Consider the following 20,772-nt stretch of genomic DNA (forward strand, 5'->3'; position numbering starts at 1 on the left):
AATGTGCGCAATCTTAGCACGGCTTAAAAGCCCTAATTTATAGGACCTCGCTAATGTTCGCCAATATCTCAATTTCTGAATTTGATCCTGAATTAGCTCAAGCAATTAAAAACGAAGATGCTCGCCAAGAAGCGCATATTGAGTTAATTGCATCTGAAAATTATTGTTCTCCTGCTGTCATGGAAGCACAAGGATCAAAACTGACCAACAAATATGCAGAAGGGTATCCAGGCAAACGCTATTATGGCGGTTGTGAATATGTTGATGTGATCGAACAATTGGCGATCGATCGTGCTAAAGAATTATTTGGTGCTGATTATGCTAACGTTCAGCCACATGCAGGTTCTCAAGCGAACTCAGCGGTTTATTTAGCGCTTCTTAATCCTGGTGATACAGTTTTAGGTATGAGCTTGGCGCATGGTGGTCACTTGACACATGGTGCTAAAGTGAGCTTCTCTGGTAAAACCTATAATGCGATTCAATACGGTTTAAACCCAGAAACGGGCGAAATCGATTATGAAGAAGTTGAGCGTTTAGCTGTAGAACATAAGCCACGTATGATCGTTGCTGGTTTCTCTGCTTATAGCCAAATTGTAGACTGGCAACGTTTCCGTGAAATTGCGGATAAAGTTGGCGCTTATTTATTTGTAGATATGGCTCATGTTGCAGGTTTAGTTGCTGCGGGTGTATACCCAAGCCCAGTACAAATTGCTGATGTAACGACTACAACGACACATAAAACATTACGTGGCCCACGTTCTGGTTTAATCCTTGCAAAAGCAAATGAAGAAATTGAAAAGAAACTTCAATCTGCTGTATTCCCAGGAAACCAAGGTGGTCCATTAGTTCACGCGATTGCAGCGAAAGCGATTTGCTTTAAAGAAGCAATGGCACCTGAATATAAAGAATATCAAAAACAAGTAGTTGTGAATGCTAAAGCAATGGCTGAAGTATTAATCGCACGTGGTTATGATGTTGTATCAGGTGGTACTGAAAATCATTTATTCCTATTGTCTTTAATTAAACAAGACATCACAGGTAAAGAAGCAGATGCTTGGTTAGGTGATGCACACATTACTGTGAACAAAAACTCTGTACCAAATGATCCACGTTCTCCGTTCGTGACTTCAGGTATCCGTATCGGTACACCAGCTGTAACAACTCGTGGTTTCGGTGAAGCTGAAGTTCGTGATCTTGCAGGTTGGATTGCAGATATCCTTGATTCTAAAGGTGATGAAGCTGTAATCAATGCTGTAAAAGCGAAAGTAGAAACAGTATGTGCTAAATTCCCAGTTTATGCTGATTAAGCATTAACTTGAGAAAGGCCCCCTTTCAAGGGGGCTTTTTTATTGGGTATAAAAATTGAAAGTATTGCAAAATACTGACTTAAAAGAACAACATTGACCAAGAATATTGTTGTAACAAAATGGTGTGAAAGACCATAGAAATATAGGGGTCAAAGAGATGATTAAACCGAAAATTATTATTTCAGAACAAGATTTAAATCGTTTAGAAACAATGTTAGAGCATCAAACTAAATTCACCGAAACGATGAAGCATTTAGAAGATGAACTTGCAAGAGCTGAAGTGGTGAAGCCAAATCAATTGCCTGCCAATGTTGTAAAGTATGAATGCAAAGGTTTTGATTACCGTTGAACCATCAACAAAAAGTTCTGAAATCACCCTTGTTTATCCGCATGATTTTCGTGGTGAAGCTGGACAAGTAAATATTATTGCACCAATCGGTGCGGCAATTCTTGGATTGGCAGAAGGTCAAGAAATAGAATGGCCACAACCTGATGGTCAGATGATGAAAGTAAAAATTGAGAAAGTGCTATACCAACCTGAAAGAGAAGGTGATTTTAATTAAACGAAAAGCCATCATGATTGATGGCTTTGTTATTAGAACGTCGTATTTATTCACTAGCACATTTGCAAAAATATCTTTGCAAATCATGATTTAGAAGCCAGATGTATATCCTTTGCTTGGATATTTAAATTGATGTTGTACATCTAATTTAAAGGTTTGCTTCGGATCTAAATTCATTTGCCACTGGTTAATATTGGGTTGACCATTCCATGACGTTGCAGTTGGTGGCGTACTATAAACCGATTGTGTGGTTAATTTACCATTACGGCTTTGTGGTTCAGATTCAAAAACGGTTACTTGAATTGGGTAGCTATGTAGGTTTTGAATTGAATATTGTTGTTTTTGAATAGTTTCAGAACGTGAACGAATAGGATTCTTCTTATCTGTTAAATCTGTAACATTCACTTGAATTTGTTCATCCGTACCAAAGCTCATTTGCAAGGCCTCATCGGCACTATTGTTCCATGTTCTTTGTCCAATATAATCGCCATCACGGTAGAGTTTTAAAATACCAGACGGCCAACTGCTATCGAGTTTTGCAATTTCTGCATTAATCGTTGCTTGCGTACTTTGCTTTGGAAGCACCCAAACTGAAAGTTTTGCAGGGTACTGTTCAGCACTTAAAGGTAAGAAAATTTGTTGTTGGCTACTCGGAATAGATACTTTGGTTTCTGAACGAAATTCAGTGCTGAAATTTAAATCCGATGCTTGGAATTGAGGAAAGCTCGGTCCATTATTTCGAGCAGGGCTTCTCATTTTTGCAGATCCACTATCCATTGCAACTTCAGCCAATGCTATAGGGGCAGGGGCATATTCAGGGATTGGACGTACTGGTTCAGGCTCATGGTAATTCACCCACCATTGCTGAGGCTGAACTTGTTGTACATAGCTTTGAGGTGTTGATGTGGAAAGTGTCAATTTGACATTATTCCAATCTTCACCTGTTTTCTGTGCAATCATCGCCATACGGGTGAGTTTCAGTTGTTTAGTTTGCGTATTTAACTCAGCTTTATATGTCGGTTGCCAACGTGCATAAGGCACAACATAGCTGATTTTGATTTCACCCGATTGTGGTGCATTGACATAAAATTTAAGTGTACGCTGATCGAAATCACTATCACCAATGGTATTTAAATCTTGTTCGAGTTCTGCTAAACGCTGTTCTAATTTTTCTTTTTCTATTTTGGCTTGATCAATCGCAATAAACGCTGAATAAGCTTCCTGACGAACTTTAGGAGCAGAACCTTCTGTCACATTGCCTAGAAATTTATTTTGTAATTCAGCCGCTTGAATAATCGAGTTTTGTTCAGAAATTTTCTTTTTTAAGTTATCAATTTGAGTTCTAAGTTGAGTCGATTCATTGCCAGCTGGTTTATCGATGGCACTGTCTGTATGTGAAACTGCATTGACTTCAATGTTACTACTCTGATATTGCAATTGATTAATATCAAAATTCGCCGCCAGTCCAGTGAGTGTGACGAGTTGCTCGCCTGTTTGTACCGGAATAGTTCGTTCTATTTTTGCCGAAGTTGGATAAAGTGTGATTTGTTGAATAGGGGAGTGATTTAAACCCAAAGCGAAGCAATAGCTACTTGGAATGCAAAGGATGCTGAGTTGAATGACAGATTTTATATTCATTATAATGTCCAAAAAGAGTAATGAGATCAGTCTTATGGATAAAATGTAGCAGAAAGTTCAGATAAGCTAAATAAAAGAATAGTATAAAATTAAATTAAAACAGATCTTTTTAATGTATTTCAAAAAAGAAAGCCTCAAAAGAGGCTGATGATTTCTTAAGGGGCTTCTTAAATATTTGGATCGAATGATTTAGTGAGAAGCCACAGTCGTTGGTTGATATTTTTGCATATATTCTTCACGTATTTCATTACGTTGCTCAGAAGTTGAAGCTTTCTGCATTTTTTTGCGTAACTCATTGCGTTCAGTCGTGCTCATTTGTTGCCAAACTTCACGCATTTTTTGTTTATCTTGTTCAGGAAGTTGAGTAAACCAATCCATGCGTTGTTGCAAAGTATTATTTTGATCAGCAGGGATTTCTTTTAAATTCTGATAGCGTTTAATGAGGGCTTTTTGTTCGTCCTCAGATAAATTATCCCATGTTTCATTGACTTGAGTATTCGCATCTTTGGAAAAAATCCAAAAACGTTCAAAACCAGCAAAACTCGTTTGTAGAAAACCAATAGCGCAAAAAGCCAAAGCTAATTTTCTAGCTACCATGGGTATTCTTATCCTCACCAAATACAGATAACATGTCTAAATCTTCCATCATTTGTGGTGAAAGTTTAGGACTAACAATAACTTGTTGTTGATTATGTGGCTCATTTGAAACATCAAAAGCATTTGGAATCACCACAAAACCTGTGATCGCAGCAGCCAATGCAAAGCCAGTCATTTTCCACGTACCATAACGAGACTTAGACTTGTTTTCAATGTGATCCAACACATTATTCATCACTACAGCTTTATTGCGATGATTATGTGCAAGTCCATCAAGTTTAGAAGTCACTTGTTTGGTGAAATCATCATTATTCATCCGATGAACCTCCATAAGGATTTAAGTGTGATAGCGAAGCTCTCAGTCCTTGGATCGCCCTGTGATAATGGGTTTTTACGCTACCTTCAGTACAATTCATAATTGACGCCGTAGTTTGAGTATCAAACCCTTCCCAAGCACGTAACATAAAAGCTTGTTGCTGACGTGTGGGTAATTGACTAATCGCTTCCTGTATTTCTTCAACTGTTACATGTTGATCTAAAAATTGCAGTGGATTGGGTGTCGACTCATCCACAATATCCATGGCTTCATCATCGTCACCATCTAAATCAATTTTACGGAATAAAGAAAAAGGGGAAGCACGTCTTGCTTCTTTGCGACGCCAATCTTGTAACTTGTTATTTAAAATGGTGTAAAACAATGGATACCATTCTTCAGTCGATTTCTCTGAATAGGATTTATGTAAGGAAATAAATGCTTCCTGTACTAAATCCATGGCAATGCCATTGTGTCCCTGAGTTGCACTTTCCATCATCACTAATGCACGACCTGTTACATCATGCATAAAAAATCTCAGGCGCTGCTCAGCCGTGCTCGATTGAACACTTGCTATTTCAGACTGTGACTTCTTTGGTGCTAAGTCCATAGAGATGGAAAATCCCGTCATTGGGTACCCACCATAATTTTAAATTCGTATACATATAACGTTTAAAAAATGGTTTGGGTTGACATGTAAATCAATTATTTTTTCAGTTTAAATGATTTTGTCCAATAACGGGCAATATTTAAAATAATTTAACGTTATAGGCGTTGACGAACCATTTCAAAGAAACAAATTGAGCCTGCAACTGCAACATTGAGTGACTCTTGACCACCCGGTTGTGGAATAGCTACAGATTCAGCATATTTCAAAGCAAATTCTGAAACGCCTTGACCTTCATTACCTAAAATCCAAACGCATTGTTTACGCAGATTTTTTGAATATAAGCTTTCTGAATCATGTGAGCTAGTGACATAAACAGGAATGTTAAACTGTTTGATAATGTCTTCAAGCACGACATTTTCATAAGTTTGCAATGAAAAATGTGCGCCCATGCCTGCGCGAAGGACACGAGGTGACCAAAGTGATGCAGAGCCTTTAGTACATACAACTTGCTCAATCCCTGCGGCAGCTGCTGAACGCAATAATGTGCCAACATTACCTGGATCTTGAACATTTTCCAGAATCAACGTGTCTTCATTGAAGTTTAGTGCTTGAGTGGAGCTAGGAAGATCAACAATGGCCAAACAGGCAAGGGTAGTCCCTAGAGTGCTTAAATCTTTATATAAAGATTCACTAATCACAAAAACAGCACCTTGATATTGGTCAATAATCTCACCCAAATCTTCATGGTCTAAAGCATGTTCAGTGGTGAAAATTGAGTTGATTTTACGACCTTTTTCGAGCCAAGCTAGACTCAAATGAGTGCCTTCAAGTACGGTTTGTCCTTGTTTTTTACGATAGGTATTTTGTTCAATTAAACCACGTAAGTGTTTAATTTTTGGATTGTCTTTTGATTCTAGGAAAATAGTAGGCATGGGAGTGCATCCATAAAAAGTAAGTCGGGGTTGTGCAAAATGCGACAACCCCTGAATGATGTACTCCCTCTAAACTAGAGCATAGGGAGTAAAAGCTATGGATTAGTTGTGGTAGCTTGTGACTAATTCAACTTCATTTTTAGAACCAATCACTACAGGCACACGTTGATGCAATTCAGTCGGTTGAATGTCCATGATACGCACACGACCTGTCGTTGAAGCGCCACCTGCTTGTTCCATGAGCATGCTCATTGGATTTGCTTCGTACATTAAACGTAAGCGACCTGCTTTTTTCGGATCTTTGGTATCGTATGGATACAAGAAAATTCCGCTACGGCAAAGGATACGATGAATATCGCCCACCATACATGCAACCCAACGCATATTAAAGTCTTTTTCACGTACAGACGTTTTACCTGCGATGAGCTCACCAATATAACGTTTTACAGGTTCTTCCCAATGACGTTCATTTGATGAATTAATTGCATATTCTTTGGTATCTGCTGCAACTTGGATATTTTCAGATGTGAGTAAAAATTGCTGAGTTTCAGGATCAAATGTAAAGAATACTGTGCCAGCACCTACTGTTAAAGCCATCATTGTCGATGGGCCATAAAGTACATAGCCTGCTGCAACTTGTTGAGTACCTGCTTGCATGAAATCTTCAGTTTTTGTCACTGCATTTTTTGCAGGAAGAATTGAGAAGATCGTACCCACACACATATTAATGTCGATGTTGCTTGAACCATCAAGCGGATCGAATAATACAAGGTATTTACCATTTCCTTGAGCAGGAGTGAAGTCATCTAATTCCTCAGAAGCTAAACCACCCACGTTTTTATTGATTTTTAAAGCATCAATTAAATAATCATTTGAAATAACATCAAGTTTCTTTTGTTCTTCGCCTTGAACATTCTCGTTTTGTGCGCTGCCTAATACACCTGCTAAAGCGCCTTTTTGTAAAGCCTGATCAATGGTTTTACATGTATTGGCAATCGTTTCAATAACATCAGCAAGTTCAGTTGTTAAGTTCCCTTGTTGTTGTTCTAAATATTGGGATAGGGTGCGATATGACATATCAGTGGTGCTCCAAAAGCAATAAAATTCTATCAAATTAAAGAATGCGACCATTTTAGATGAGTTCGACAGAAAATAAAAATTATCCTGTGTTATTTGTCGTGAAAATACCCTTGAAAGTATTTTATAAAGTGTTATGTTAAATTTATAAACCATGGAATAAGGAGTACTAACATGACAACGGCAAAGTTTGATGCGACTCCAACGGAAAGCGAAGGCATTGATTTAAAAGAAATTAGTGCTGAAAATGTGAAAGATGCTTGGAAGGATTATGAAGCAAAGCCTGAATTCAAAGAATTCAATAAGCACGATATGATTGAATCTATGCAAAGCCACAAACCTGATGAATCAAAGGCTTAGCGAATTAAAAAGGCTTTATTGATCAAAGGACGTTTCTTTACAGAATTATTTTGAAAATTAAATTGAATCTGCATTGAAATATATAAGGAGAATATTTTCAAACAAAGTTAAGACTATTTTGACTATTCTCAACAAAAAATAAATGCCCAATTGAATTGAGCATTTATCAATAATTTAGAAATATGACTTTGACATTATTTTAATAATGGCGGTACAGCTTCGTAGTTAATTTCTACGCGACGATTTTCTTTCCAAGCCGCTTCATCATGTCCTGCATTAATAGGCATTTCTTTGCCATAGCTCACTGCTTCAAGCTGAGTTGATTTAACACCATTGGTGATTAAATAACTTTCAACAGCTTTGGCACGACGTTCACCTAAAGCCATATTGTACTCACGAGTACCACGCTCATCTGTATGACCCGTTAAAGCAACTTTTGAATTTGCATTGGCAATCAGGAATTGAGCATGTGCTTGAAGAGTTTGATAATCTTCATTTGATAGATCACTACTGTCATAATTAAAATGAACAACACGTTTTGCTAAAAATGCTTTATTTGCTTCAGTTACGCCTTTAGATGAAGCACCATTTAAGTTTTGAGCATTTAATGCAGCATCTTCACTTAAACCATTGGTATTGACTGTTGTTGCACCATTTGGATTGGTTCCAGTTTCAACGGTTGCAGCAGGCTTACGACTTGCACAGCCTGTCATCACAAGGCTTACAGCCAATAACGGTAAAGCTAAATATTTGATCGAATTCATTTTAATCTCCATGACTTCATTTTAAATTAACACGATTTTGAGCATAAAAACGATTGTTTTGGTATTACTTTGGTGCCCAAGCAGGTTCACGTACTTCACCTTGTTCACTTGGTAAATTCATACGGAAACGGCCATCTGTAGACATGATTGCCAATAAGCCACGACTTCCTTCACGTGTCGCATAAACCACCATTTGTCCATTTGGAGAGAAACTTGGTGATTCATCTAAACTCGTTGGCGTGAGAATGTTGGTAATTCCTGTTGAAATTTCTTGAATTGCAACTTTGTAGTTACTTCCAGATGGACGATGTACCAATGCAACATATTTACCATCTGCACTTAGTGTTCCACGAGCATTAAATGCACCACGGAAAGTTAAGCGTTTTGTTGAATCATCTGCAAAGTTATAACGATAAATTTGAGCTGATCCACCACGGTCAGAGGTAAAAATAAATGATTTTCCATCTGGTGCATAACGTGCTTCTGTATCAATTGCGCTATCGTTGGTAAGTCGTTTCACTTGGCGTGAATCTAAATCCATCTGATAAATCTCAGGATTACCATGCATAGAAGCTGTAAATAGCATTGATTTGCCATCAGGCGAGAAGCTCGGCGCACCGTTTAAACCACGGAAACTGGCTAATTTCTCACGTTGACCTGTTGCTAAATCTTGAACATAAATCGCAGGACGTTTGGTTTCAAACGACACATAAGCGATTTTTTTCGCATCAGGTGTCCAAGCAGGGGAAAGAATTGGATCTCGTGAGCTTAAAACGGTTTTTGGTTGCTCACCATCTGTATCTGCAATTTGTAGCGTATAGCGCTGTTCAGGTGTTGCAGGATTACGCAGTACATAAGCAATTCGACCGCTGAAATCACCTTGAACACCTGTCAAAGCTTGATAAATCGCATCACTGATCATATGTGCAGCAGAGCGTACTCGTGATGCAGGAACGGTAAGCAATTCATTGAGTAAGAATTTCTGCTTTTCAACATCATACAATTGATAATGAACAGAAAGAGAGCCATCTGCATTGGTTTTCGATTCACCAAGCACTACATAAGGAACACCCGCAGCTTTCCATGCTTCAGCATTCACATTGTTAATAGATGCTGTGGCAGGAAGATTTTGCGATGCACTGGTAAAACGACCCGAACGATTTAAATCTTGTTCCACCACTGGATAAATTGATTGATCATTACTAAAGGGAATGATCGCAATTTTAGGTGCAGATTCAGGCGCTTTGGCAATTTCCAAATGGAGTTGTGCATAAGAGGTGGTAATGAGTGCAGGACTCAGTGCAGCAATAATTGCTAATCCTAATAGTTGTTTAGGCATGATTTTCATTGGACTTCATGTACTCAAATATTGGTTTTAAACTATGCATAGCTTTGTAGCATAAAGAGATAATTTTAATCTATATAAAGCATGTAATTATGTATAAAAGATTAAAGTCGTTTAGTTTCGCTATAAAAAACAAACTCAATTTTATTACAAAGATGAATTTTGCTTTCATCTTTAGGCATGTCAAATGGCACAGATTTAAAAATAGCTTTTTTTATTGCTTGAACAGTAATGTCATTGTTGCGCCCATTGGTTTGAATTCTTTTAATTTTTCCATCATCTTTAAATTCAACAAGCACCTGTAGATTTTGATTGGAAGCGGTGAAGGGTAATTTTAGATTATCCATAATTTTCTGTAAATTATTGGTATGGCAAGTGAGTAATTGAGGTGTATTAATTAGTGTCAATGGGAGGTGAGTGACGGTTAAAGGCTCACCTGATGAATCTAATTTTTGTTGACTCTGTGTATCTGTAGCTTGTTCTGCAAAAGTAGCAGGAATAGATAAAGTGAGTATGCTGATTAAGCTGAAAATTTTCCAATTCATTTTTATTGTCCCCAAAAACGCTAACAGATCTAACATAACATAAAGCTTTCAAATTCGGGATAAACCTGAAAGCGATTTCAAATCATTGTTTGACTTGGAATTGTAAATTCTAAGCGTATATAAAGATAATGATCTGAAATTTAACAAGTTAATATTTATTTAGAAAACTAAATTCAATCTTGTTACACAAATGGGCTTTAGATTCATCGGCTACGGTTTCAAAAGGTGCTGATTTATAAATCGCTTTTTTAAGCGCTTTTACAATGATGTCATTGTTCCTTCCATTGATTTGAATGCTTTTTACTCGACCATCCTCTTTAAGCTCCACAACGAGATCGTAATGATACTCAGCATTTGTCTCAGGAAGTTTTAGATTTTTCATTATTTTTTGAAAATTATGGTAGGAGCAAGAAGCAAACAGGGTGTCGTTTTTAGGCGCTGGAATTGCTGATATTGTTGGCTCATTGCTTAGTACTATATTTTGTTGATTCTGTATTTCTATAGCTTGTTCATTCTCAGCAAAAGTAGCAGAAGATAAAGCTAGTAGGCTGATTAAACTAAAAATTTTCCCATACATTTTTATTGTTCCTGAAACGCTAACAACTCCAAAATAGCATAAACCCTGCCGAAGCAGGGTTTAAAATATTCATTTCAGTATTTTACTTCACTGTAAATGAAGCGCTAAAACTTCGTGCTTCACGTCTTGCATCGGGATCGGATGGCATTGGGAACGGTGCAGCACTTCTGACAGCCTGTTCAACACTGGCTTTAACGTCTGGATCAGAAGCATTCACAATCACAGAAGCAACAGCACCACTTTCAGTTAATGTGACTCGAGCAGTCGCTTTTTGACCAGATGAACCTGCTGGCATACGCCATGCATTACGTACTTTATTTTCAAAGTCACGTTTTGCAGAAGATGCAATCTTTCTTGCTTCTGCTTTTTTATTGGCAGCAGCTTCTTTAGCTTTTTCAGCCGCAGATGCTTTTTCCTCATCCAATTCACGGGCTAGGTCAGCTTTACGTTTAGCTTCTGCATCAGCTTTTGCAGCAGCATCTGCTTTGGCTTTATTTGCTGCATCAGTTTTTGCCTTTGCAGCAGCGTCTGCTTTGGCTTTGTTAGCTGCATCAGTTTTTGCTTTTGCAGCAGCGTCTGCTTTGGCTTTGTTCGCTGCATCAGCTTTTGCCTTTGCAGCAGCGTCCGCTTTGGCTTTGTTCGCCGCATCAGTTTTTGCTTTTGCAACAGCATCTGCTTTGGCTTTGTTCGCCGCATCAGCTTTTGCCTTTGCAACATCGTCCGCTTTAGCTTGACGTGCTTTTTCTGCGGCATCCGCATTACGTTTTGCTTGTTCATTCAGCTTGAGTTGATGTGCTTTTTCAGCGGCATCTGCTTTGGCTTTTTGAAGGGCTTCTTGTTTTGCTTTGGCAGCAGCTTCAGCTTTTGCAACAGCATCCGCTTTCGCTTGTTGCATGATTTCTGCAGCTTTTTGTTTTGCCTTTTCAGCGGCATCCGCTTTAGCTTGCGCTAATTTGGCTGCTTTTTCTTGAGCCATTTGCGCAGCCGCAGCCTCTTGTTGACGTGCTACCGCTTTTGCTTCTTCAGCCGCCTTTTTCATTTCGGCAGCTTTCATATCTTCTGGCTTGGGTTTGCTTTCAGCAGGAATTACTGGCGCAGTTGGATTGGGTTCAGCCGTTTGTTTAACTTGCTCAGCAACTTTAGTATCCGCCGTTTCTTCTGAATCCGTTTGCTCTAAAGGTTTTGCTTCGAGTAGTGGTAAGTCTTCAGGTTTTATCAGCACTGTTTTAATTTGCTTAGGTGGTTCAGGTGGCTTACTTAAACCGAGAAAAAGTAAGCCAGTTATCGCCACCATGTGGATTCCAAAGGTGAACCCAAGTGCAATCGCTTTTTCTTTAGATTGCGGCTTTTGAATATTTTTCATAACTTACTTTACAGGCTCAGTCAGTAACCCAACTTGGCTTAAACCAGCATCTTGAAGTGTTGACATCAACTTCATGATCTCACCATAAGGGCGTGATTCACTACCATTAATTAACACAGTGAGTTGTTTTTTGTCAGCTTCAGCCTGTTGTTGACTCTCAATCAATACAGCTTTTAACTCTTCAAGTGTCATCGCATCATTTTTATGTGCTTTATCTTCGAGTTTGATGGTTCCATCAGCTTCTAAAGTGACAATTGCGGGGCGCTCATCTTGAGAAGAAAGTGGTTTATTATTGGCCTGTGGTAAATCGACTTTTACCCCAGTGGTAATCATCGGCGCTGTAACCATAAAAATAACCAACAAAACTAACATCACGTCGATATATGGAACGACATTCATATCACTTTTTAAAGGTTTTTTAATACGGTCAAAACTGCCTGAGCGTCGGATTGCCATTATTCAGCTTCCTGTGTAGTACCCACAGACTGACGTTGTAATAGCGCCACCATTTCTTCTGCAAATAATGCACGATCTGAATAGATTTCTTCGCCCTTAGCTGTGTAATGGTTAAATGCCAATACAGCAGGAATTGCAGCAAAAAGACCAATCGCTGTTGCAATCAAAGCTTCGGCAATACCCGGAGCGACGGTAGCCAGTGTGACTTGATCTACTTGGGCTAAACCGATGAAAGCATTCATGATGCCCCAAACTGTACCAAATAAACCGACATAAGGTGCAACTGAACCAATACTGGCTAAAGCACTTAAACCTTGTTCTAAACGGCTTTGGTCGCGGCTTAAACCGACACGTAGAATACGTTCTGTACCTTCGATTCGGGGTGCAATATCAGCATTACGCTTTTTGAGTTTTAAGAATTCACTCAAACCTTGATAAAAAATATCTTCTAAACCATCACGTTTAGAATTCAGTTGAGCATTGTTATATAAAGTGTTGAGCTCAGCGCCAGACCAGAAGATTTTTTGAAAATGACTATCTCCTTGTCTTGCACGTTTATAGCCCATATGTAACTTGGCAATCAAATACCAACTAAAAACAGACGCCAGTACTAAAACTAGCATGACCAATTGAACCACAGGGCTCGCTTGTAAAATTAAATCAGAGATGTGTAGAGAAGATTCTAGTTGTGTTGCCATAGTTACATGTGCCAATAGTATTTTTATTCGTGAGCTAATTCTCGAAGAATTAAATCACGGATTTCGTCAGGAATTCTGCGGGGTTTCATGTCAGTACTTAAACATGCCAATTCCACCTCGCCAGAAGCAAGCATGATTTCACCACGATATATATTTTGTTGCAATACAAATGACGAAGCTTTACATGAAACTACACTTGCTGTAACAGTAATAAGATCGTCCATAAGTATAGGGCGAGAATATTTCAATGCAATTTTATGCACCACAAAATTGTAATCTTTTTGATGCCAATAGTGGTCAATACCAGATGCACGTAACCACTCGGTGCGAGCACGTTCCATAAAACGGATATGATTGGCATGATATACGATACCACCAGCATCGGTATCTTCAATATAAACACGAAGTTGAAATTCAAATTTGTTCGCCATGATGCTGACCTACTTCTTAATTCAATTTGCTGATTCATCACTTGAACTGAGGAAACGCTTCTGAGAGAAAATGAATATTTCCACTCATATTCAAGTTATATAATGCGTGGCAGTTTAGCACTCTAATTTTTCAGTCCAATGGCACAAGGTGTCAATTCGTTTTACGCTGAAATATTTTATTCAATGCTCATTTACTTAAACAATATTTCAAAGTATTAATAAATATAGAAATTGAGAAATATCTTATGAAACGATTTTTTTATCTATTGATTAGTGTATTGCTGGGGTATTGGGTTTGGACACATTGGCTAAAACCCAATAGTGGTGTCATGGATGCTCCGAATTATCGGGAGGTCACTGAACAAGTCAAAACTTTTGATGGATTCACCATGACAAACTTATCTGTTTTTGAAGGAGAGTTTAGAGTTTTATCTCGTGAAAATTATAGTGTTGGTCGGGAAGCTGAAATTAGCCCAGTAGACTTCGCTTTAGGGTGGGGGAAAATGGCAGAACCTGAGGTTTATAAACAACTTTCAATTCGACAAAGTAATCGTTGGTATTATTGGCGTTATGAAAATACACCACCTATTGATATTAGAGAAATTGAAACACACAGTGCAAATATGCACATCATTCCTGCAAATAAAGAAATTGCAAAACAAATCGCTAAAGTGGATCAGGATGATTTAATTTACTTAAAAGGTCAGCTTGTTGAAGTGAGTTCACAAGATGGTTGGACATGGCGCAGTTCTTTGTCTCGTGAAGATACTGGCAGTGGTGCTTGTGAATTATTTTTAGTTGAGGATATTAGAATTATTGCAAGCAGTTAATATTAAGGATAAGCCTAATATTGGCGTATGACGAGTTTGAGAAGTTAATTTCTCCTTACTAAATTATGCTCCATTAAATAATTAACGAGAATCAATAAAGGAAATTTTCAAAATGGAAACAACGAATAATATTTCACGATTGTATTTACAAAAATTAGGCTTTTTTGATGTATCGCTTGAACCAACACTAGAAAATTTAAACAAATTGCTAGCATCACACGTACAAAATATTCCGTTTGGTAATTTTAATCCATTTCTAGGTTTAAGTGTAATGTTGGATATTACAACATTAAGTGAAAAGATTTTAATACAAGGTCGAGAAGCTTATTGTTTTGAACATAATATCTTAGCGAAACATGTTTTAAATGAATTGGGATACAATGCATTTAATGTGTTATGTCGTGTTTATTATAAAAATCAGCCTACAGAATCTCCAGGGAAAACGCATTTAGTGACTGTTGTTCGATTGGATGATTCATTATATCTGTTTGACCCTGGTTTTGGCGGAATGACACCAACAAAAGTGCTGTCGTTAAAGTCTTTGGAAACTTCACAAGAAACTTTAAATGAACCTTTTCGCTTTATACCAGTCGCAGATAGTGGGGTAGTAGATTCAGCATTGTTAGATATGAAATATATGTTGCAAGTCTGTATTTCTGGACAATGGGATAATGTCTATGCCTTTAATCCTGAGCAGCTCGCTGCTGATGCTGATATCAAAATCGCAAATTGGTTTATGTCTACATATCCAAAGTGTCCATTTACTCAAAATTTAATATTATCCATTGTCAAAGGACAAGAGCGCTATAATTTTAGTAATGGTGTTCTCAATGTATACAGCGAAAATAATCAGGTTAGGCAACAAACGATGAAGAATACTGATGAATTAAAGGATGTTTTGGTTTCTATTTTTAAACTGAACCTAAAGGCATTAAATTTTGATGATGCTGTTCAAAAACTGAGAAAAAATAATCTTTTATCAATATAAAAGTTTGTTAGGTCTTTTTATTTGTAGACATAAGTTGATTTTATTTTGCTAAAAAAAGCCAAGTTTAACAATTTGATAAAGCTTGGCTTAAATCATTCACGATCTTTCTACTGCATAAAATCACTATATAAAAAGATCATGAATAGATAAATTCTGATTTTTATATCAAACTTGGGAGTAATATCAATAATATAATCAAGCCAAACAGTAGCCATTTATAAAAATAATAAAGTTTTCTATTTTTAGCTTTGATTTCACGGCCTTTTGCGTGAACTGCATAACCATATTTAAAAACTCTATTGATAAATCCCGTATGGTCATTTTCATCATTGGGAGAGCTTGCCGCAGACATCACATTGCGACCAAACCATGAGTTGAATGCTTCAGCCCATTTCCATTTCATTGGTCGCTCTATATCACAAAATAGAATGATTCGTGTTTCACCAGATTTGTTTTCAGCCCAATGCACAAAAGTTTCATCAAACAACGTTGCTTCACCATCACGCCAACTATAACGTTCTTGATCAACTTCAATAAAACAAGCATCGCTATTTGGTGTTTTTAAACCTAAATGATAACGCACGGAACCTGCATAAGGATCACGATGTTTTCCTAGATAGCTACCATTAGGCAATTCTGCAAACATTGCTGCTTTTACACTTGGAATTTTTTCAAGTAGAGCCACGGTTTTTGGACAAAGCTGTTGCGCTGATGGATGGCTTTGTTGGTACCATTTTAAATAAAAGCGTTTCCAACCACGTTTGAAAAAAGTATTAAAGCCAGCATCATTATTGCTTTCTGCGGCTTTAATTTGGTTTTGTAACACAATGGCTTCATCTCTGATCATTTCCCAATTGTCTTGCAATGGTTGTAATTCAGGAAAAGATTTAGTGTCAAAAAACGCTCGATTTGGGAGACTGGAAAAACCAGTCATAAACATATTTACTGGGCCTAAAAATGTAGAGTGATCAAACAGTTGACGTGAGAATTTTAATTTTTCCTTACCTCTTAAATGTGCGTATAAGACACTCAGTATAAAGATGAGAATAATTACAATTGCATACATAAGTTTGGTTGATGACGTTCGAAAGGGAACAATAATTTTAACGTATTTTTCTTAAAAAAAAGTTTGAATATTTTAAGGAAAATAATAATTTTAAGGTGTAAAAAGGCGTTAATAATTTTAGTTATTGTATTTTAAAGGAATATGATTTATTCCATATTCCTCAATATGCTTCATCTATGATTTAACTTTTTGGCTCAGGCGGAGTCATTCCAAACTGTAAATAAGCTTGATTGGTTGCAATTCTGCCACGGGCTGTACGCATTGCATAACCTTGCTGAATTAAATAAGGTTCAATCACATCTTCTAGTGTGCCTGAATCTTCTGCCATAGCCGCCGCTAAAGCTTCTACACCCGCAGGACCACCATCGAAACGCTCTAAAAGCATGGATAAATAACGGCGGTCTAAAGTATCCAAACCATCTTTATCGACATTCAACATATCTAAAGCACGTTGCGCCATTTCTTGAGTGACTTCACCTGTGCCTTTCACTTGCGCATAGTCACGTACACGACGTAATAAACGGTTGGCAATACGTGGTGTTCCGCGAGCACGACGGGCAATTTCTAAAGCACCATCTGCTGTGGTTGGTACATCCATTAACGAAGCAGAACGAGCAACAATATGAGTTAAATCTTCAACTGAGTAAAACTCTAAGCGCTGTACAATCCCAAAACGATCACGTAAAGGTGAGGTAAGTAAGCCTGCACGCGTTGTCGCTGCAACCAGTGTAAAAGGGGGCAAATCCAATTTAATCGAACGTGCTCCGGGGCCCTCACCAATCATAATATCAAGTTGGTAATCTTCCATTGCAGGATAGAGAATTTCTTCAATCACGGGCGAAAGACGATGAATCTCATCGATAAATAAAACATCGCCTTCTTCAAGATTGGTGAGCATTGCAGCTAAATCACCTGCACGTTCCAAAACAGGGCCAGAAGTTGATTTGAGATTTCCACCCATTTCACGTGCAATGATATTGGCCAAAGTGGTTTTACCTAAACCTGGTGGGCCAAATATTAAAGTGTGATCTAGCGCCTCGCCACGACCACGTGCCGCACCAATAAAAATTTCCATTTGTTCACGAACCACAGGCTGACCGATATAGTCATCGAGTGAAGTCGGGCGAATGGCACGATCAAAATGATCTTCTGGTTTTTCAGAACCACTGATTAAACGATCTTGCATGATTGTCTTAATCTATCTTATTTATTCATGGATTTAAGTGCAGCACGAATGATATCACTGGCTTCAGTAAAATCACCTTTAGCAGCATTGACTAATTTCTGGGCTTCTAAAGGTTTATAACCTAAAGATTGCAAGGCTGCTTCAGCTTCTGCAACGGCAGAATTACCTGTAAATTGGATTTGCTCAACCGTTGAGTTACCTGAAATTGTACCTGATGACATCGCTTTAAAACGATCACGTAATTCAATCATTAAACGTTCAGCGGTTTTTTTACCAACTCCCGGCACTTTGACGAGGGTATTTACATCTTCATGTTCAACCGTATGAATGAGCATCTCTACACTTAAAGTCGAGAGAATACCCAAAGCCATTTTTGGACCAACACCGTTTACTTTCAAAAGAGTACGGAAAATGGTTTTTTCTTGTGCGTTCGAAAATCCATAAAGAAGTTGAGCATCTTCACGAACAGCTAAATGTGTCCACAAAGTAACTTTTTGACCTTTTTGCAATTGGCAAAATGTTGAAAGAGGGGTGTCAATTTCATAACCCACACCATTTACATTTAACAGTACCGTTGGCGCTTCTAATGCAAAAACTTCACCAATAAGACATCCGATCATGAATATTGTTCACTTCTAAAAATTGTGAAACTAAGCTGTTCTGAAACTTAGTTTGTTTATTGAGTTATCTGAGTATAACGAAAACTAGGCGTGATCCATACTCAAAAGGATTTGGATGATTTAAAAGAAACCAACTTTATTGCCTTGTAATTCTTGCGCTAAATTATAGGCCTGATGGTCTGAAAATTTACTGACAATATCTAAAACTTGCATAATATTATCATAGTGATCATCACTAAAACGTGCCCCAAAACGCTCTAAAATAGACATGAGTCGACCATCCTTAAAGCTTAGCGTTTTATTGGGTGTGGTCAAAGGAATAAATGCATCTAAGATATGTTGCAAACTTTGATGGGCAATAATTTCTAAACCAGATTTCTGTGGATGTTCAAAAATCTTTTCACGGGCAAGATTTTTAGCACGATCAATCCCAATTTCAATGTCTTCAGAACAATATTGTAGTAATGAGCCTTTTAATTGACCTGATAAAATTTGAAAATGGTGTCGTGCAAAAGCCGTTGTAACCTCATCGACTAAACGTTTCATCACACGTCCACGCAATGCAGCAATTTTTTGTTGCCACGTGGTATAAGGCGTACTGAGCTCAGAAGGTATTCCAAAGTCACCAATCAAATCGAGAAAGATCGGCTCAACTTCTTCATAAGACAACATATTTAAAATAATGCCATCTTCTAAATCAATCAGTGCATAGCAAATATCATCCGCAGCTTCTAATAGATAGGTCAGTGGATGACGACAATAATGATATTCACCAAGCTGAATGAGCCCAAGCTGATCTGCAATTTGTTTAAGTACATCTTTCTCTGCTTGGTAACAACCGAACTTTGCACGTTTGCTTGCAGGTGTATCACCTTGTGATTCAATCGTTTTTGAAAGCCAAGGGTACTTTAAGTAAGCCCCTAACGTTGCGTAAGTAAGGCGCATACCCCCATCATTTGGGTGGTAATCAATTTTGGTAAGTAGTCTTAAACCTTGTGCATTGCCTTCAAATTGGCGTACATCAGCTTGTTGTTCGGGGCTCAGATCTTTAAGAAAATCTGTATGTGAGGCATCATCAAACCATTCTCGAATCGCATATTCACCTGCGTGTCCAAATGGTGGATTACCAATATCATGGGCTAAACATGCTGCTTGAATGATTGCACCCACATCGGCAGGTGAAATCCATACAGGTAATTCATCTTTAATTTTTTCCGCAGCCAACATCCCCAATGAGCGTCCAATACAGGAAACCTCTAAAGAATGAGTCAAACGGGTATGAATACCATCATGTTGTGTCAACGGATGAACCTGAGTTTTACGATTTAACTGTCGAAAGCTTTGTGAAAATATAATGCGATCATAATCTTTATGAAATGGGCTACGTGCCTGTTCTGTATTTTGTTTTTTACTCCCAATTCGAACTGTTGAAAGGAGTTCTAACCAACGCATTTGAGTCATTTATCGTTATTCAGTTATTGCTTATTGGTATGATGCCAAATTTAGTGGAAATGTACTAGGGGAGAGCGACATAAGTTGTCTTAATCAATTTTATAGTTTTGGATTTCCCAATACTTTTCGCCATTATTCTGAAAATAATTGATGATGAAATCATAAAAATTCATTTCAATAATTTGCCATTCATTCCTTGGTGAAATGGGGCAAACAATTATGATTGTTCCAAAATCCGCTATGCTTGGATCAAGCCTTACTAAAAGTTTCTCACCATCACCTAAAAATTCACCAATAATACGGTCACCAGTTAAAGCGTCATCGTATCTATTCTCAAAAAACTCAGCTGTAATTCTTTGAATTAGATGCAAATCAAGTAGATGTAAACCCCATTGACCATATGTTGCATCTTGAAATAGATATGCACCATTTGATTGTTTGAAAAACTCATTGAGTTCATTAGGGAAGTTAAATTTTAATAATTGCGAGGCTTCTACGCCATGATGAAATAGACATCTAAAACCTAGATCAGAGCTAATACTTGAATTATTCTTTGGAAATAAATATTGGTTTTGAGTGTTTGCAATAAGTTCTTTATACATTTTAATCCATTTAGTGTTTCAATCTATTTGAAAAAGAATATTGAAAATGATGTCTGAATAATATGCCTGAAATTTTATGTAAGTTTAATGACATTATTATTTTAAAGTAAGAAAAATCTAGTCGCCCAAGGGTATTTTTTGAAATGAATTAACAATAAACAGCATAAAATAATGCTGTTTATTGTTTAAAAGGTTATAAATTAAAATAAAACTCAGAAAACTAACCAACAATCGTAATAATATTGGTGGTTGCTCTGAGTCCATCCAGAAATTTTTTCCCGTCACGTAAATCAAGGTTTAAATTAAGCTGTTCAAGAACTTTAGGGTCTTGAATATCAACACCACTACGTTCTAGTGTCCCTAATAGATCAGCAAGAAACCGAGTCCGAGCAACAGGATTCGTTTCAAGTTTCTTTTGTAAGGATTTCATATCATTCATTATTCTATTCCTT

The 20,772-nt window shown here is 37.5% G+C and carries 24 protein-coding genes and 1 pseudogene; 5 read left to right on the forward strand and 20 right to left on the reverse strand.

Annotated elements, in window-relative coordinates:
- Positions 1 to 53 precede the first annotated feature (53 nt).
- Both glyA and rnk read left to right on the forward strand, forming a co-directional pair.
- The gene (gene glyA / locus GGG_RS0112405; protein ID WP_010115320.1) at positions 54 to 1,307 is read left to right on the forward strand and encodes a serine hydroxymethyltransferase; all 1,254 of its coding nucleotides are present in this window, start codon (positions 54 to 56) and stop codon (positions 1,305 to 1,307) included.
- A 157-nt stretch (positions 1,308 to 1,464) separates the two neighbouring features.
- Positions 1,465 to 1,870: pseudogene (gene rnk / locus GGG_RS19765) on the forward strand (nucleoside diphosphate kinase regulator).
- A gap of 90 nt (positions 1,871 to 1,960) precedes the next feature.
- On the opposite strand, the gene GGG_RS0112415 reads toward rnk, so the two are convergent.
- The 6 genes from GGG_RS0112415 to GGG_RS0112440 all read right to left on the reverse strand — a co-directional run bounded on the left by GGG_RS0112415 (position 1,961) and on the right by GGG_RS0112440 (position 7,037).
- Positions 1,961 to 3,508, reverse strand: a complete 1,548-nt coding sequence (locus GGG_RS0112415) for a DUF4139 domain-containing protein (RefSeq protein ID WP_010115326.1) — start codon at positions 3,506 to 3,508, stop codon at positions 1,961 to 1,963.
- A 189-nt stretch (positions 3,509 to 3,697) separates the two neighbouring features.
- The gene (locus GGG_RS0112420; RefSeq protein ID WP_010115328.1) at positions 3,698 to 4,105 is read right to left on the reverse strand and encodes a DUF3106 domain-containing protein; all 408 of its coding nucleotides are present in this window, start codon (positions 4,103 to 4,105) and stop codon (positions 3,698 to 3,700) included.
- Complete coding sequence (locus GGG_RS0112425; RefSeq protein WP_010115330.1) at positions 4,095 to 4,421, reverse strand: hypothetical protein; 327 nt, start codon at positions 4,419 to 4,421, stop codon at positions 4,095 to 4,097. Before GGG_RS0112425 ends, GGG_RS0112420 begins: the two co-directional genes overlap by 11 nt.
- The gene (locus tag GGG_RS0112430; RefSeq protein ID WP_010115332.1) at positions 4,414 to 5,028 is read right to left on the reverse strand and encodes an RNA polymerase sigma factor; all 615 of its coding nucleotides are present in this window, start codon (positions 5,026 to 5,028) and stop codon (positions 4,414 to 4,416) included. The genes GGG_RS0112425 and GGG_RS0112430 overlap by 8 nt, the downstream gene beginning before the upstream one ends.
- 155 nt (positions 5,029 to 5,183) lie before the next feature.
- On the reverse strand, positions 5,184 to 5,960 hold the full coding sequence (locus GGG_RS0112435; RefSeq protein ID WP_010115333.1) for an RNA methyltransferase: 777 nt from the start codon (positions 5,958 to 5,960) through the stop codon (positions 5,184 to 5,186).
- A gap of 102 nt (positions 5,961 to 6,062) precedes the next feature.
- Complete coding sequence (locus tag GGG_RS0112440) at positions 6,063 to 7,037, reverse strand: class 1 fructose-bisphosphatase (protein WP_010115334.1); 975 nt, start codon at positions 7,035 to 7,037, stop codon at positions 6,063 to 6,065.
- Positions 7,038 to 7,211: 174 nt separating this feature from the next.
- On the opposite strand from GGG_RS0112440, the gene GGG_RS0112445 reads away from it, so the two are divergent.
- A complete protein-coding gene (locus GGG_RS0112445; protein WP_010115335.1) occupies positions 7,212 to 7,397 on the forward strand; it encodes an NF038105 family protein in 186 nt (61 codons plus the stop codon).
- A 194-nt stretch (positions 7,398 to 7,591) separates the two neighbouring features.
- On the opposite strand, the gene pal is transcribed toward GGG_RS0112445, so the two are convergent.
- The 8 genes from pal to ybgC form a co-directional block, all read right to left on the reverse strand.
- Positions 7,592 to 8,161, reverse strand: a complete 570-nt coding sequence (pal, locus tag GGG_RS0112450) for a peptidoglycan-associated lipoprotein Pal (protein ID WP_010115336.1) — start codon at positions 8,159 to 8,161, stop codon at positions 7,592 to 7,594.
- A gap of 64 nt (positions 8,162 to 8,225) precedes the next feature.
- Positions 8,226 to 9,509: a Tol-Pal system beta propeller repeat protein TolB gene (gene tolB / locus GGG_RS0112455; protein WP_010115337.1), complete on the reverse strand. Its 1,284-nt coding sequence runs from the start codon at positions 9,507 to 9,509 to the stop codon at positions 8,226 to 8,228.
- A 101-nt stretch (positions 9,510 to 9,610) separates the two neighbouring features.
- Positions 9,611 to 10,051 carry a hypothetical protein gene (locus GGG_RS0112460; RefSeq protein ID WP_010115338.1) on the reverse strand — a complete coding sequence of 147 codons (441 nt, stop codon included), beginning with the start codon at positions 10,049 to 10,051 and terminating at the stop codon, positions 9,611 to 9,613.
- A 148-nt stretch (positions 10,052 to 10,199) separates the two neighbouring features.
- Positions 10,200 to 10,628, reverse strand: a complete 429-nt coding sequence (locus GGG_RS0112465) for a hypothetical protein (RefSeq protein WP_010115340.1) — start codon at positions 10,626 to 10,628, stop codon at positions 10,200 to 10,202.
- A gap of 82 nt (positions 10,629 to 10,710) precedes the next feature.
- On the reverse strand, positions 10,711 to 11,991 hold the full coding sequence (gene tolA, locus GGG_RS0112470; protein ID WP_010115342.1) for a cell envelope integrity protein TolA: 1,281 nt from the start codon (positions 11,989 to 11,991) through the stop codon (positions 10,711 to 10,713).
- A 3-nt stretch (positions 11,992 to 11,994) separates the two neighbouring features.
- Positions 11,995 to 12,447: a protein TolR gene (gene tolR / locus GGG_RS0112475; RefSeq protein ID WP_010115344.1), complete on the reverse strand. Its 453-nt coding sequence runs from the start codon at positions 12,445 to 12,447 to the stop codon at positions 11,995 to 11,997.
- A complete protein-coding gene (gene tolQ / locus GGG_RS0112480) occupies positions 12,447 to 13,145 on the reverse strand; it encodes a protein TolQ (RefSeq protein WP_010115346.1) in 699 nt (232 codons plus the stop codon). The genes tolR and tolQ overlap by 1 nt, the downstream gene beginning before the upstream one ends.
- A 23-nt stretch (positions 13,146 to 13,168) precedes the next feature.
- Positions 13,169 to 13,576 (reverse strand): tol-pal system-associated acyl-CoA thioesterase, encoded by a 408-nt coding sequence (gene ybgC, locus GGG_RS0112485; protein WP_010115347.1) that lies wholly within the window; start codon positions 13,574 to 13,576, stop codon positions 13,169 to 13,171.
- 245 nt (positions 13,577 to 13,821) lie between these two features.
- On the opposite strand from ybgC, the gene GGG_RS0112490 reads away from it, so the two are divergent.
- Together GGG_RS0112490 and GGG_RS19770 are read left to right on the forward strand one after the other, a co-directional pair.
- Positions 13,822 to 14,406: a hypothetical protein gene (locus GGG_RS0112490; RefSeq protein WP_010115348.1), complete on the forward strand. Its 585-nt coding sequence runs from the start codon at positions 13,822 to 13,824 to the stop codon at positions 14,404 to 14,406.
- Between the two features lie 112 nt (positions 14,407 to 14,518).
- Complete coding sequence (locus GGG_RS19770) at positions 14,519 to 15,394, forward strand: arylamine N-acetyltransferase (protein WP_010115349.1); 876 nt, start codon at positions 14,519 to 14,521, stop codon at positions 15,392 to 15,394.
- Between the two features lie 160 nt (positions 15,395 to 15,554).
- Here the strand turns inward: GGG_RS19770 and lpxO are convergent, their stop codons facing one another.
- From lpxO to GGG_RS0112525, 6 genes are all read right to left on the reverse strand, one after another.
- The gene (lpxO, locus tag GGG_RS0112500) at positions 15,555 to 16,460 is read right to left on the reverse strand and encodes a lipid A hydroxylase LpxO (RefSeq protein WP_010115350.1); all 906 of its coding nucleotides are present in this window, start codon (positions 16,458 to 16,460) and stop codon (positions 15,555 to 15,557) included.
- Positions 16,461 to 16,641: 181 nt separating this feature from the next.
- The gene (gene ruvB / locus GGG_RS0112505; protein ID WP_010115351.1) at positions 16,642 to 17,646 is read right to left on the reverse strand and encodes a Holliday junction branch migration DNA helicase RuvB; all 1,005 of its coding nucleotides are present in this window, start codon (positions 17,644 to 17,646) and stop codon (positions 16,642 to 16,644) included.
- A 17-nt stretch (positions 17,647 to 17,663) separates the two neighbouring features.
- Positions 17,664 to 18,266: a Holliday junction branch migration protein RuvA gene (ruvA, locus tag GGG_RS0112510; RefSeq protein ID WP_010115352.1), complete on the reverse strand. Its 603-nt coding sequence runs from the start codon at positions 18,264 to 18,266 to the stop codon at positions 17,664 to 17,666.
- 120 nt (positions 18,267 to 18,386) lie between these two features.
- Positions 18,387 to 19,727, reverse strand: a complete 1,341-nt coding sequence (locus GGG_RS0112515; protein ID WP_010115353.1) for a deoxyguanosinetriphosphate triphosphohydrolase — start codon at positions 19,725 to 19,727, stop codon at positions 18,387 to 18,389.
- Positions 19,728 to 19,807: 80 nt separating this feature from the next.
- A complete protein-coding gene (locus tag GGG_RS0112520; protein ID WP_010115354.1) occupies positions 19,808 to 20,320 on the reverse strand; it encodes an SMI1/KNR4 family protein in 513 nt (170 codons plus the stop codon).
- A gap of 220 nt (positions 20,321 to 20,540) precedes the next feature.
- Positions 20,541 to 20,759 carry a hypothetical protein gene (locus GGG_RS0112525; protein WP_010115356.1) on the reverse strand — a complete coding sequence of 73 codons (219 nt, stop codon included), beginning with the start codon at positions 20,757 to 20,759 and terminating at the stop codon, positions 20,541 to 20,543.
- Between the last annotated feature and the right edge of the window lie 13 nt (positions 20,760 to 20,772).

It is taken from the genome of Acinetobacter sp. P8-3-8 (assembly GCF_000214135.1).
In the GTDB taxonomy this organism is placed as follows: Bacteria; Pseudomonadota; Gammaproteobacteria; order Pseudomonadales; family Moraxellaceae; genus Acinetobacter.

Excerpts from the sequence above, each read along its gene's own strand:
- glyA (WP_010115320.1), top strand. The coding sequence starts at position 54 with ATGTTCGCCAATATCTCAATTTCTGAATTTGATCCTGAATTAGCTCAA.
- GGG_RS0112415 (WP_010115326.1), bottom strand. The coding sequence starts at position 3,508 with ATGAATATAAAATCTGTCATTCAACTCAGCATCCTTTGCATTCCAAGT.
- GGG_RS0112420 (WP_010115328.1), bottom strand. The coding sequence starts at position 4,105 with ATGGTAGCTAGAAAATTAGCTTTGGCTTTTTGCGCTATTGGTTTTCTA.
- GGG_RS0112425 (WP_010115330.1), bottom strand. The coding sequence starts at position 4,421 with ATGAATAATGATGATTTCACCAAACAAGTGACTTCTAAACTTGATGGA.
- GGG_RS0112430 (WP_010115332.1), bottom strand. The coding sequence starts at position 5,028 with ATGGACTTAGCACCAAAGAAGTCACAGTCTGAAATAGCAAGTGTTCAA.
- GGG_RS0112435 (WP_010115333.1), bottom strand. The coding sequence starts at position 5,960 with ATGCCTACTATTTTCCTAGAATCAAAAGACAATCCAAAAATTAAACAC.
- GGG_RS0112440 (WP_010115334.1), bottom strand. The coding sequence starts at position 7,037 with ATGTCATATCGCACCCTATCCCAATATTTAGAACAACAACAAGGGAAC.
- GGG_RS0112445 (WP_010115335.1), top strand. The coding sequence starts at position 7,212 with ATGACAACGGCAAAGTTTGATGCGACTCCAACGGAAAGCGAAGGCATT.
- pal (WP_010115336.1), bottom strand. The coding sequence starts at position 8,161 with ATGAATTCGATCAAATATTTAGCTTTACCGTTATTGGCTGTAAGCCTT.
- tolB (WP_010115337.1), bottom strand. The coding sequence starts at position 9,509 with ATGAAAATCATGCCTAAACAACTATTAGGATTAGCAATTATTGCTGCA.
- GGG_RS0112460 (WP_010115338.1), bottom strand. The coding sequence starts at position 10,051 with ATGAATTGGAAAATTTTCAGCTTAATCAGCATACTCACTTTATCTATT.
- GGG_RS0112465 (WP_010115340.1), bottom strand. The coding sequence starts at position 10,628 with ATGTATGGGAAAATTTTTAGTTTAATCAGCCTACTAGCTTTATCTTCT.
- tolA (WP_010115342.1), bottom strand. The coding sequence starts at position 11,991 with ATGAAAAATATTCAAAAGCCGCAATCTAAAGAAAAAGCGATTGCACTT.
- tolR (WP_010115344.1), bottom strand. The coding sequence starts at position 12,447 with ATGGCAATCCGACGCTCAGGCAGTTTTGACCGTATTAAAAAACCTTTA.
- tolQ (WP_010115346.1), bottom strand. The coding sequence starts at position 13,145 with ATGGCAACACAACTAGAATCTTCTCTACACATCTCTGATTTAATTTTA.
- ybgC (WP_010115347.1), bottom strand. The coding sequence starts at position 13,576 with ATGGCGAACAAATTTGAATTTCAACTTCGTGTTTATATTGAAGATACC.
- GGG_RS0112490 (WP_010115348.1), top strand. The coding sequence starts at position 13,822 with ATGAAACGATTTTTTTATCTATTGATTAGTGTATTGCTGGGGTATTGG.
- GGG_RS19770 (WP_010115349.1), top strand. The coding sequence starts at position 14,519 with ATGGAAACAACGAATAATATTTCACGATTGTATTTACAAAAATTAGGC.
- lpxO (WP_010115350.1), bottom strand. The coding sequence starts at position 16,460 with ATGTATGCAATTGTAATTATTCTCATCTTTATACTGAGTGTCTTATAC.
- ruvB (WP_010115351.1), bottom strand. The coding sequence starts at position 17,646 with ATGCAAGATCGTTTAATCAGTGGTTCTGAAAAACCAGAAGATCATTTT.
- ruvA (WP_010115352.1), bottom strand. The coding sequence starts at position 18,266 with ATGATCGGATGTCTTATTGGTGAAGTTTTTGCATTAGAAGCGCCAACG.
- GGG_RS0112515 (WP_010115353.1), bottom strand. The coding sequence starts at position 19,727 with ATGACTCAAATGCGTTGGTTAGAACTCCTTTCAACAGTTCGAATTGGG.
- GGG_RS0112520 (WP_010115354.1), bottom strand. The coding sequence starts at position 20,320 with ATGTATAAAGAACTTATTGCAAACACTCAAAACCAATATTTATTTCCA.
- GGG_RS0112525 (WP_010115356.1), bottom strand. The coding sequence starts at position 20,759 with ATGAATGATATGAAATCCTTACAAAAGAAACTTGAAACGAATCCTGTT.